Annotated in this window: 8 protein-coding genes, 1 tRNA gene and 2 rRNA genes (1 of these 11 cut by a window edge); 3 read left to right on the top strand and 8 right to left on the bottom strand. The window is 57.1% G+C overall.

The features are described from left to right. Positions 1-23 precede the first annotated feature (23 nt). Positions 24-1,037: an NADP-dependent oxidoreductase gene (locus ACQY7X_RS08805; protein ID WP_428249531.1), complete on the top strand. Its 1,014-nt coding sequence runs from the start codon at positions 24-26 to the stop codon at positions 1,035-1,037. Here the strand turns inward: ACQY7X_RS08805 and ACQY7X_RS08800 are convergent. After that, a complete protein-coding gene (locus ACQY7X_RS08800; RefSeq protein WP_428249530.1) occupies positions 1,034-2,047 on the bottom strand; it encodes a phosphotransferase family protein in 1,014 nt (337 codons plus the stop codon). The two genes, ACQY7X_RS08805 and ACQY7X_RS08800, sit on opposite strands and share 4 nt — an antisense overlap. Then, positions 2,047-3,000, bottom strand: coding sequence for a DUF7064 domain-containing protein (locus ACQY7X_RS08795; RefSeq protein ID WP_428249529.1), 954 nt, complete (start codon positions 2,998-3,000; stop codon positions 2,047-2,049). The genes ACQY7X_RS08800 and ACQY7X_RS08795 overlap by 1 nt, the downstream gene beginning before the upstream one ends. Before the next feature lie 451 nt (positions 3,001-3,451). Between ACQY7X_RS08795 and ACQY7X_RS08790 the strand changes: the two genes are divergently transcribed. After that, a complete protein-coding gene (locus tag ACQY7X_RS08790) occupies positions 3,452-4,300 on the top strand; it encodes a metallophosphoesterase (RefSeq protein WP_428249528.1) in 849 nt (282 codons plus the stop codon). Between the two features lie 140 nt (positions 4,301-4,440). On the opposite strand, the gene ACQY7X_RS08785 is transcribed toward ACQY7X_RS08790, so the two are convergent. Beyond that, positions 4,441-5,583 (bottom strand): metallophosphoesterase, encoded by a 1,143-nt coding sequence (locus tag ACQY7X_RS08785; protein ID WP_428249527.1) that lies wholly within the window; start codon positions 5,581-5,583, stop codon positions 4,441-4,443. Positions 5,584-6,294: 711 nt separating this feature from the next. Between ACQY7X_RS08785 and ACQY7X_RS08780 the strand changes: the two genes are divergently transcribed. After that, positions 6,295-7,731: a MobA/MobL family protein gene (locus ACQY7X_RS08780; RefSeq protein ID WP_428249526.1), complete on the top strand. Its 1,437-nt coding sequence runs from the start codon at positions 6,295-6,297 to the stop codon at positions 7,729-7,731. 35 nt (positions 7,732-7,766) lie between these two features. On the opposite strand, the gene ACQY7X_RS08775 is transcribed toward ACQY7X_RS08780, so the two are convergent. The 5 genes from ACQY7X_RS08775 to ACQY7X_RS08755 form a co-directional block, all read right to left on the bottom strand. Beyond that, positions 7,767-8,255, bottom strand: a complete 489-nt coding sequence (locus ACQY7X_RS08775; protein ID WP_428249525.1) for a hypothetical protein — start codon at positions 8,253-8,255, stop codon at positions 7,767-7,769. 11 nt (positions 8,256-8,266) lie between these two features. Next, positions 8,267-9,250, bottom strand: a complete 984-nt coding sequence (locus ACQY7X_RS08770) for a site-specific integrase (protein WP_428249524.1) — start codon at positions 9,248-9,250, stop codon at positions 8,267-8,269. 751 nt (positions 9,251-10,001) lie between these two features. Continuing rightward, positions 10,002-10,078: transfer RNA gene (locus tag ACQY7X_RS08765), tRNA-Met, on the bottom strand. A gap of 91 nt (positions 10,079-10,169) precedes the next feature. Further along, positions 10,170-10,284, bottom strand: a 5S ribosomal RNA gene (rrf, locus tag ACQY7X_RS08760). A 132-nt stretch (positions 10,285-10,416) separates the two neighbouring features. Beyond that, a 23S ribosomal RNA gene (locus ACQY7X_RS08755) occupies positions 10,417-12,025 on the bottom strand; it runs 1,131 nt beyond the window's last position.

Genomic DNA, 12,025 nt, shown 5'->3' with positions numbered 1-12,025 from the left:
CACGGCAAGCAGGGATCGAGCACATGATGAACCGCCAATGGGTACTGCACCAATATCCGAGCGGCCCGGCGACCTTGGATACCTGGCGCCTGATCGAAACACCGATCCCTGAGCTAGGCCCGCGCCAGATCCTGGTGCGTGTACGCTGGCTTTCCCTCGATCCCTATATGCGTGGCCGCATTAGCCCGGCACAGAACTACACCGCCAGCGTGAAGCCGGGCGGCGTGATGCATGGCGGCGGGGTTGGCGAGGTGATTGCTTCCAATCATCCGGACTGGGCCGTGGGCGATCTCGTCGAGACCATGGCGATGAACTGGCAGGAATACGCCGTGGTGACACCGGACCTGCCTGGCGCTGCGCGCGCCAACCGCGTGCCGGCCGATGTGCCGCCGCAAGCCAGCCTGTCATGGCTCGGCATGCCGGGCCTCACCGCCTATATCGGCCTGACCGAGATCGGCCGGCCGAAGCCTGGCGAAACCGTGGTCGTGTCGGCCGCATCGGGCGCGGTCGGCCAGGTCGCCGGGCAGATCGCCAAGCTGATGGGCGCGCGCGTGGTGGCGATCGCCGGCAGCGACGACAAGCTCGAGCATTGCCGAAGCCTGGGCATGGATGTCGGCATCAACTACCGCACCACGCCGAACCTTAACGCTGCCATCGCCACTGCCTGCCCGAATGGCGTCGATGTGTTTTTCGATAATACCGGCGGCCCGATCCATGACGCCGTGCTGGCGAATCTCGCCGTGCGCGCGCGCGTGATCATCTGCGGCCGCATCGCCGTGGTGGATAAGACCGCAGCCGAGGATATCGGTCTGCGGGCCAGCGCCCGCCTGATCGTCACCCGGGCCACCATCCAAGGCCTTGTCGTATTCGACTGGTGGCATCTGCGCGAAGAGGCTTTCAAGCATCTCACAGCGTGGCATCGCGCCGGCCGTATCAGCTTCCGCGAGGATATTCTCGAAGGCTTCGAGCATATGCCGGAGGCCTTCCTGCGCATGATGGCGGGCGGCAATCTCGGCAAGCAGCTGGTACGGCTCTAAAGCCGGCCTTCGGCAAAGCGCCAGCCCGCCGCAATGAAGCGCTGCGCCTGGGATGGATCGGCATAGAAGGGATCATGTCCCTTCCGATGCGAGTAGTCGTAGAGAACCGCCATCTTCCAGGCCGCCATCGCCGCATACCATGGCAGGCCACTCAAATTACGGCCAGAGCGCTCGGCATAGCGGGCGAAGATCTGCGCGCGCGTAGGAAAGCCCGGCGCAAGAAAGGCGGCGCTCAATTCCTGATTCGGTGTGAGCGCCTCGCCGGGCATCGGATAACATACTGCCATGTATCCGATATCAAGCAAGGGATCGCCGATGGTGGCTAGTTCCCAATCTAAGATCGCCAAGAGTCGCGGCGGCGCTTCAGCCTGCCACATTACATTGCCGAGGCGGTAGTCGTTGTGCACGATAGCCGCGCCCGATTCGGGCGGGCAATACCGCCGTAGCCAATCGAGCAGTGCGACGAAATCCTTCGGCGGCGCCTCGTGGCGGGTATGCAGCAGCACCTCGATGCGGTCCAGGTGCCTTGCATTGAACCCCTCCGGGCGGCCGAAATCACTTAGGCTGCGGGCCCGCCAATCCACCGCGTGCAGATCGGCCAAGGTATCGACAAACGCTTCCGCCATCGCTGGCGCGAGATCGGGCGCGGCCAGGCTTTCCGGCAGCTTGTCGGTAATGACTACACCCGGCAGCCATTGCATCACATAGAACGGCACATCCAGAATCTCGCCCGCATTGCTGGCTGCCAATACGCGCGGCACCGGCAGGCCGGTGCCTTCAAGCGCTGACAGGATACGCGCTTCGCGCAGCACATCATGGGCGCCTTTCGGCTGGGGCGGCGGCGGCGGGCGGCGCAGCACCACGGCTTCGTCGCCGCACCGCATCAGGTAGGTGAGATTAGAATGGCCATCGCCGATCCGCCGCGGCACCGCATTGCCGCTTAAGAGGCCACGCGCCTGGAGAAAATCGGTGGCGCGCGTCAGCGTCTCGCTTGACCAGTCCCAGGTCATCACGGCGCCTGCAGCGCAATCAGGCGATCAAGATAGGCCTGCGGCCAGAAGGTTTCATACTGCCCGACCGCTTTGTGGCCGTCGATACTGGCCGTGCATGCCGCTTCCATGACCATGGTGGCGTGACGGCCACCGGTAGGCAGCTTCACTATGCCGAACCGATCAAGCTGCAGCACGCAGCTGGCACCGAGCGTATCGATGATGTCCACGCGCAAGCTGCGCTGCGTCATGTCGGCATCATATGCGGCTTGCTGCTTGATGCTTGCGATCGGGGTCAGCGTCTTGCCGCGCACAACATACCCACCGACGCCCGATTCACCTTTCGCCTGCCATAGCCAGGCATTGATTATGTGCGACGCATCTGGCGTGTAAGCGGCGAGCCATTTCCAATGTTGCGGCATCGCCCACTGGCGCATGCCCCAAGAATGATCGCGATGCCCGACATGGTCCAGCTCGACGCACCGGCCGCCGAAGGTGATGAAGCCCCGCACCCAGCCGGTTTGCTCGAACCGGTTGACCGCAAACCAGGCGGGCAGGCCATCGGGGTTCTGCCGATAGCTGAAGGGCATGTGCAGCCCGGTGAAATCGTAGTCCAGCTCCACCTTGTCGCTGCGGTACCGCAGCCGGGCGCGATTGGACCCAGCCGGCTGTTCCAGATGCAGCCCCTTGAAGTCCAAGGCGTCGAAATCCATTGAAGCGGGGATCTCGCCCTGGACGAGGTCCAGCACCAGCGGTTCCGATTCCGGACCCCATACAATGATGTTGAAACCGGCCTTCCCGTCATCAGTGAGATAGAGATAGGCCTGAAAACCGATCTGCTCGCTGGGCAATATGCATTCCCAAAACAGAGAATCGCGCATCCGCCCGCCAGGCTGAGGCCAGTGACGCAGATCGTCCTTGGCCGCGAAACCGGCGTCGGGGGTTCCAGGTGCATTCTGAATGGCTAAAGTCACCGGCCACTATCCTCCAGGATACTCTTTATATAGTACGCTATATTATGATAATATACAGGACGATTGTCCACCACTACTGAGCGGTCTCGCTTTCGGCCATCTCAGCGGTGCCCGCCAAGCCCACCTCCTGCATGCTTGGGACTAAATCGCCTGTGGTCTAAGCATTTTAGGCGATAGAGCTAGGAATTACTGGAATTGCCAACTCAGTCCCCGTTGCCATGCCCACTTCTTGCTGGATTTGCTCCTGTCTAACGGCTTCCACGAAGCAACGGGGGTACCCACTTTAAAATATGAGTGATAACTCCCGGTTTCTGATAACGCTGAAGCTCAGCGGCATCGACTGGATTCACTGGAGCACAAACGACATCACAAAGTAGAGCGATATCGGGGCGATTTAGCTTATTTGATGAAACTCACAATAGTTCCACATTGAAACTGCCGGACAGGAAATATGCGTATCGCCCTGATGTCCGATCTGCACTGTGAATTTGGGAGGCCAGGGCCGCGAACGAGCGGACATCCGGATCGGGGCCCATCCCTCATTGAGCTGAAAAAGAAGCGGCCCGATGTGTTAGTGCTGGCAGGGGATATCGAGGTCGGCCCACATATGGCCTTGGACTATATATCCCAAGTATCCGAGTTTTTGGATATTCCGATTGTCTATGTCGCTGGCAATCACGAATTCTACAAAGGGAGTTTGCTCGACGATATTGAAGAGCTTCGACAAGGCTCACTTCGACTTCAACAATCCGGTCATGAGATACATTTTCTCGAAAATAACAGCGCCGTAATTGGCGGAGTTCGCTTTCTGGGAGCCACCCTTTGGACAGACTACGAGATTTTCGGCGCAGACAAGTCAATTGCGGCCATGTCCAATGCCGGCGAGTGTCTCAACGATCACCGACTCATCAGCTTCAAGGGTCGAACATTTCAACCCATTGACGCATTACAGCTACATGAAACAAGCCGCGCCTGGCTGGAAGAAGCATTGAGCGAAGAATTCTCAGGCCCAACTGTCGTCACAACACATCATGCGCCAGCGCAGGGCTCGATTGCACCCAAGTACAAAGATGATCTAGTCACAGCTGCCTACGTGTCCAACCTGTCGGATATGATAAGAAAATATCAGCCTACCGCTTGGCTGCACGGCCACACGCATTTCAGCTTCATCTATTCAATTGGCCAAACGACGGTGGCCTGCAACCCACATGGCTACCCATCGATAGACCCTGCGCGATCTCAAGAGAACATCTCATTCAATGCCGCATTCATAGTTAATACAGCAACTGCCGAACTGTAGAAACTTCCTATTAAGAGACGATCTTTCGCGGACTGCGCCTCAGCTCTCTATGTTGCCAACTCACCTCGCCGCAATGCCGCAGCAAAAACTGAGAACAAATTACTTACGACTCGCACGCATCTTACCGCAATTATGCCCGCTTAATCGCTTCTCACTGCACGCGGGTTAGGTCGCCGCACTGGAACGGCCCGCCCGCCGCTATAGGCATTTGGGTTACAACCCTCGGCGGTACCAGACCAATGCTCATTGCTAGGTCCGGCTTGTTGCTGAATATCTGAGGGCGCCTGTCCCACCTTTCGAAGCGATGAGGATGTTGGCGGGCCCTTCAAAGATTGGCGCCCCTCTTCCACGAACGTTGCCAGCGCAGACGAAGCCGGCAAGCCTCGCTGAAGCATGGCCACGCGTAGCCGTGTTACCGGCTGTTGCAGAGTATTCATATCCGGCAGGCCTTCGACGAATATCCGAAGAGTAGGATCAAAATCCAGATTCTCTTGGGGGCGTGCAGAGAATCCAGTAGGAAGGCCTCGCGGATTGGCGACCAGAGTAGTTCGGCCGATTTTATAACTGACACTGTCGTGAATATGGCCATGCAGCCACGCTTCTGGCTGATGACGTCGAACCAGATCTTCAAGATCTGAGACATAGGTGGCAGTCAGATAGTCATCATGATAGGGCGCCACAATCGAGCCTCGAGCTGGTGCGTGATGAGTAACCACGACAACCGGTTGGGCCCGCTTTCGACTCAACTCCTTCTCAAGCCATCTTACTGTCTTACGATGCAGGCTAAGGCAGGTCATTGGAGTTAGTCGACGTCCACCATAACGTATTTCCCTATAATCCGCCTGCAGCCCACGCGCCAGAGACATGACATAGCCGACATATTCTGGGCCGTGAAGTTCGAAATCCGTCCACAACGTGGCCCCGAGAAAATGAACTCCGGAGAGGGTGACGCCGGATCGCTCAAGGACGTGAATCTCATGTCCGCGTTGCCTCGCCCGCCTGAAATGATCGTAGGCGCCACCAAGCGTTTCCCTCATTTCGGCACCAAAGTACTCATGGTTTCCGAGAACGCATATGATCGGAATATTCAGGAATCGATTAACTTGGCACAGGTAATCGACCAGGCTTTCTGGTGATCTCTCTATATCGCCGGCCAGCACCAGAACATCAGCTCCCGATTCCTTAAGGCTCTGTAAGTTTGGACCACGATCAGGATGCCCGTTGACACTCTGACGAGGGCGTTCAATTTCGCAATGCAAATCGGACATTAACGCAATATGCATGACTAGCCACCTCATCGAAGATAAAAGCCGAAGCCGCATTGGGGATTCCATTGCCGCCTCTAATCCATATATCTCAGAAATGGCCCATCGCTTTTGTCCTGATGGGTAAAGATTCAAGGGTGCGCTATATACTGCTCCCCAGTGGGGCTGTCCTCTAACAGGCCTTCCTAGCCTTGCTTGATAGTCACCAAGCAACGCTCCCGCCCCCCCTTACATTTAATGTGTCGACCACATCGGCAGTCATGCTGGCTCTCCATGCTTGGTAGATTCTTCTGAAGTATCTGCTGAAAAGCGGTACAAGCGCGGTAGTTGCCGGGATTTTCTCCATGCAAATGCGGTAGCTGCCGATATTTCGGACGCGGTGTTGTGGTAGCTGCCTAGATTTTTCATTCGATAGTGCGGTAGCTGCACATATCCTAAGCAATCCGAACACATAAGCGCTTGATCCATCAGAACGTCACACCCACCAAACCCTCTATGAAGGTGAAAAATCCCCAGAGTTGGCGGCTCTTACCCATCTTCAGGGGCATTCCGATGGTTCTTATTATGGGGTCACTATCGAATCTGGCCTTGAAGAATGACCGCGGCATTCAAGCGATAGGCACTTAATCAGCGCGACATATGAGAAAAACCGCCATCACCTGTAACCAACGGACGTTTCCCGCCGTCTAAATCTCTGCAATCGAAATCAGATGCAGAGGTAGACAAGATATGAATAGGCCCAATTATGTTCGGCCACATCCGGACTGGTGGAAGCGCCTTGAAGATGAGTGGAAACAAGGCCGGCTAATCGAAGCCGGTGATATCGAAAATGCAGTTTCGATCGGCATTGGCCTCTCCCGCCGGAGCGGTACTTCTGAAGGGCGCTCGTATCGCACCCATCACCATCAGATTCGATCATTCAATCTGGTCCGACGGGTTCGGTCATCCGTGGTAGCAGCAGGGCCGCGCCATAGAGTACGGGTGCCCCACGCGGCGCGAAGGGTTCCGCTGGGGCGCCAGGCGGAACGCCGCCTCCATCAGAAGGTGGCCTATATTGCCAGGGAGGGTCGTTGGGCCAGCGCCAAACCCGACTTGGTCGCCTCTGGGGGTATTGGTGGCGACGAACTGGTTAAGGTGATGAAGGCGCTGGTGGACACCAGCCACCGGCAGGACGCCAGCTTGTTTCACGACATAGTGGTGGAGCTGCCGAAAGAATCTAACAAGGTTCAGCAGGTTGCCTGCCTTGAGCAAATATCGAAGTACCTGGCTTCGCGGGAGCTACCGTCTATGTGGGCAATCCATAGCCATGGGCAACCCCATGTCCATCTGTTGGTTAGCGTCCGCCGGTGCCACCGCAATGCGGAAGGACAGTGGATAGCCTCCGAGCAGGGGCGACGAGGCAAGAAGATGCCGCGGCACCTTGACGGCCCAGACAAGGTGAAGGAGTGGCGGCTGTTTGTAGCGACTGTCATTAACCACTTCTGTAGGCCGGCAACCCGTTTTCATTCTGGCCGCCGAGCTGAAACCGGTGCAGCAGGCCCGGCAGAGCGGCGGCTACCAATGAGCAAGCTGCATGAAAGGCGGAGCTTGTTCGAGAGTGAATTGCGCGAGCGGTTCTTGGGGCTAGCTCAGGAGCTTCAGCGGCAGAAGGATACAGAATGCAGAGCTGAAACGGCTTTGCTGCCGTCAGAATCTCCGTTAACGCCAACTCCACCCATGCACCCTAGCCAAGTGCTGCCACGGAGCGGAGGAAGGATATCCACCACTCCCCAGAAGAAGGCCCCACTCTCCAAGATCGGAACGGTTACTCCAACCAGGCCTGTCCGCCGCCCCGAAGAAGAGCTGCTAGAACAGCGTAAAACCACTGATGATCTGATCGACAAGTACGCACAAACAGGAAGGCCGGAAGCCAAGGTCGCTCTGCTGGAACATGTTAGATCGCTGCCACAGAAGCTACTCAACGAGAGACTCAAGGAAACCACGATACTTGTTTCGGAGTATTTTAAGCTCTTGCGAGCAAGAGGATTTATCTCATCGGACGAGGGTAAACGCCTGCATGAGGTGTATAGAATGATGACCGTTGAGCAGCAGAGACGTCGCCACGAGAGCACGGAGAAGCTGACACCGCAAAAATTTGGCAGGCCGGGTGGATTCGGCCGTGACTGAGGTTGGAGGAGCCAATACTTGGCTCCTCCACCATTTCAGTTATGCGATGTACTTTCGGCCATGCATGGATTCTGTATGCGTGCTGACCGACGAAACTGACCGCCTTGTTCCGTCCACTGCCACGCAGGTACAAATCCTATCGTCCGGGCAGCTATGCCTTGCTCCATACGCTGCCGGCAAGCTGCATCCTGGGGAAGGGCGACATAGAACTCATCGCCCACATACCAGGGCTCAAGCCCAGCCAGAACGCATTCCCGCAATGAAGCAAACAGCAGACCATCAATCTGGAAGTCTGCCGTTACCGGGTGAACTTCCAACCCATCCGCCATACCACCGGCCCGCTGCAGAGCCTGATCGCGGTCAGGGAAGGTCAATGCACTGCCATATCCCCTTGGCATACTTGACCAGACCGGCTCCGGAATGGTGAACATCGGCGTTACCATCACGCCGCGCACCAAGTCCAGCAACACCCCATGAGTAGGGTGTGTCACGACAAAGCGATTTTTTATGCGCATGGCGATCACCCAAGCTTCCGCTAGATCGTCATGGCGCGCGGGTGCGTGTATCGGCTCAGCATCTGCAACGTCCTGTGGCCTGAGATGGCCGCGACTTCCACAATACTCATGCCTCGCTCAAAGAAACGGGATATGGCTTCATGTCTCAGGTCATGGAAGCGGAAGTCCTTGATCTTCGCGCGGCCACATGCTCGCGCAAATGACTGCGTTACGGCATCCTTGTGAACTTTGAATATCTGCCCAGATCTCGCCCCCGGTAGGGAGGCGAGAATTTCCCGTGCACGTGTCGACAATGGTATTTCTCGCGACCGCCTCTGGCGTGGATCCTTGACATCATAGACACGGATCAGGCCGGCGCCATCCTGCAGCTTGAGATGCTCCCACTGGCATTTCACAATTTCCCCTCGCCGCATACCAGTTTCGAGGGCAAACGCCACAATCTGCGGCAACAGATCGCTTCTCGATTCTTCGCAAGCGGCCATCAATCTATCCTCCTCACCAAGCTCGAGGCGGCGATCCCGTGCCTCCTCGGATCTCGGCTTCCTGATCCTCTTGACCGGATTGTCGATACCCTGAATCCCCCACTCCTTCACCGCTATCGTGAATACATGGCTGATGTGAGCGAGGGCATTGAGAATCGACTTGTTGCTCATGCCCCGCTTCTGCTCGGCCTCTTTATAGTAGTTGAGGTCGATGGGCGTGATGTCGGCCAAAGGTTTCAATGCGATTGGATGCCGTAACAAGGCGCGCAGGAAGTATGCTTCCTGATGCCCCTTCTTTGTGGGTGTCACTTCCTGCAGATACCGGGTAATGGCCATCTGGAAAGTCATCTTCTCCGCTACGGTCCGGTCGATATAGCGGCCATCAGCCATCTCGGCGGAGCATTGATTGGCAAACCGATCGGCATCCTGCCGACGGCTGAAATTGCGAGATAGGGTCGGATAGCCACGGCGGCGGATACGCACCTCCCAGCTGCCATTTGCTCGCTTGCGAATCGTCGCCATGGTCAGCCCTCCTGCTCGGATTGATCACCCGCACCGAGCCGGGAAGGCGACGTTGATAGAGATGCTGCTCCCTGCCTGATCAACGCAGATAGGAGACGCACCTCTCTTGGCTGGTATCCGCACTCGGCGATTCCGCTTTCAATTAGGCTGGAGGCCTGGTGCAGGGCAAAGGCAGACTGGGTGAAGCGATGTATCAAAAATCGCGCCCCCACTCCCAGCGGCGGCAACCCGCCCCTGCCGATGGCATTCCGCAACAGCATTGCCAGGGTGTGTACCCCGAAGTGACAGGTGGGACGCCGTCGGCCCGGCTGGAGCTCGATCTGGAGCCGTTGCCGCGCGTGGAAGCTTCTCTTCGACACCGCTTGGTCGCGGCGCTGTCGGCGGGGCCAGTTCGGTGCCTTCCGGTTCGGCTCACTCATTGTCGCATCCTCCAATTTCGGCCGTCACGAATGCGGGTTCGCGCCGGTTTGATGGAGGTAAGGCTATGCGATTTTTTGACGGGGTCTTTTGTCCTGATGGGTAAAGATTCGCGTTTTCGCTGCCGCTTCGAGCATGTTGGAAACAGGTCATGGTGATCCTCGTTCTGCGCCGCATGAAGCGGGTGAGGAGGCGAGCGACCATGGGGCTCCAGGACCCACGTTTGGGCCGGCGCTTCTTCCGCAGTGGAGCAAAATTGGAGCAAAACGCGGTTTCCGCACGGGTGTGCAGAAACACAAACGCCGCCAAGTCATTGACCTGGCGGCGTTTAGATTGGTTGCGGGGGCAGGATTTGAACCTGCGACCTTCAGGTTATGAGCCTGACGAGCTACCGGGCTGCTCCACCCCGCGGCAAAGAAGTAAGGGGTGCTCGATCCGTGGGACCAGGCACCCCTTTGATGTTGTCTCGTGAAGTCTGTATCGGTTGGGCCGGTCTTGGCAGGCCTGGCAGCGACCTACTCTTCCGCGTCTTAAGACGAAGTACCATTGGCGCTGAGCATTTTCACGGCCGAGTTCGGGATGGGATCGGGTGTTGCACACTCGCTAAGGCCACCAGGCCAGCTAAGACCGGCGGAACCGGATACAGTGAACTATCCTGACACGACATCGCTTGAGGCGATGCCAATATTGCGTCTGCGCTTGATTGTCGTCTTGGCAGCCTTTGATCGCTGCACATGACAGATTTGGCTGAAATCAAGCCGATCGAGTGATTAGTACTGGTTAGCTCAATGCGTTGCCGCACTTACACACCCAGCCTATCAACGTGGTGGTCTTCCACGACTCTCAGGGATACCTTGTTTTGAGGGGGGCTTCCCGCTTAGATGCTTTCAGCGGTTATCCCGTCCGTACATAGCTACCCGGCAATGCGACTGGCGTCACAACCGGCACACCAGAGGTACGTCCACCCCGGTCCTCTCGTACTAAGGGCAGCTCCTCTCAAGTATCCTACACCCACGGCAGATAGGGACCGAACTGTCTCACGACGTTCTGAACCCAGCTCACGTACCACTTTAATCGGCGAACAGCCGAACCCTTGGGACCTGCTCCAGCCCCAGGATGTGATGAGCCGACATCGAGGTGCCAAACGATTCCGTCGATATGGACTCTTGGGAATCATCAGCCTGTTATCCCCGGCGTACCTTTTATTCGTTGAGCGATGGCCCTTCCACGCGGGACCACCGGATCACTATGACCGACTTTCGTCTCTGCTCGACTTGTTTGTCTCGCAGTCAAGCGGGCTTATGCCATTGCACTCAGCGACTGATTTCCGACCAGTCTGAGCCCACCTTCGCACGCCTCCGTTACTCTTTCGGAGGCGACCGCCCCAGTCAAACTCCCCACCATGCAGGGTCCCACTACCGGATAACGGTAGATGGTTAGATGCCAAAAACCAAAAGGGTGGTATTTCAACGGCGACTCCACAAGAGCTAGCGCCCCTGCTTCAAAGTCTCCCACCTATCCTACACATTCAATTCCTGGCACCACTGCAAAGCTAGAGTAAAGGTGCACGGGGTCTTTCCGTCTAACCGCGGGAACTCCGCATCTTCACGGAGAGTTCAATTTCACTGAGCCTATCTTGGAGACAGTGGGGAAGTCGTTACGCCATTCGTGCAGGTCGGAACTTACCCGACAAGGAATTTCGCTACCTTAGGACCGTTATAGTTACGGCCGCCGTTTACTGGGGCTTCGATTCGGAGCTTGCACCCCTCCTCTTAACCTTCCAGCACCGGGCAGGCGTCAGACCCTATACGTCCACTTCCGTGTTCGCAGAGCCCTGTGTTTTTGTTAAACAGTCGCCACCCCCTGGTCTGTGCCCCCACACCGAGCTTGCGCTCAGCATGGGCCCTCTTCTTCCGAAGTTACGAGGGCAATTTGCCTAGTTCCTTCAAGATAGTTCTCTCAAGCGCCTTGGTATTCTCAACCAGTCCACCTGTGTCGGTTTCGGGTACGGTCTATACGCTAGGGCTATTTCCTGGAACGACTACACCGCCCGGACAATCCAGTAAGTCCGAACAATTATCGTCATCCGTCACCTCTAGCAGGCCCACGAATGTTAACGTGGTTCCCATCGACTACGCCTTTCGGCCTCGCCTTAGGGACCGGCTCACCCTGCGCGGATTAACCTTGCGCAGGAACCCTTGGACTTTCGGCGGGAGTGTTTCTCACACTCCTCTCGTTACTCATGTCAGCATTCTCACTTCCGATACCTCCAGGAGCCCTCACGGGTCTCCCTTCACAGGCTTACGGAACGCTCCGCTACCGCGTGCATTGCTGCACACCCGCAGCTTCGGTGCATGG

The sequence above is a fragment of the Ferrovibrio sp. genome (assembly GCF_965278975.1).
In the GTDB taxonomy this organism is placed as follows: Bacteria; Pseudomonadota; Alphaproteobacteria; order Ferrovibrionales; family Ferrovibrionaceae; genus Ferrovibrio.
This window is presented reverse-complemented; position numbering and strand designations above follow the sequence as displayed.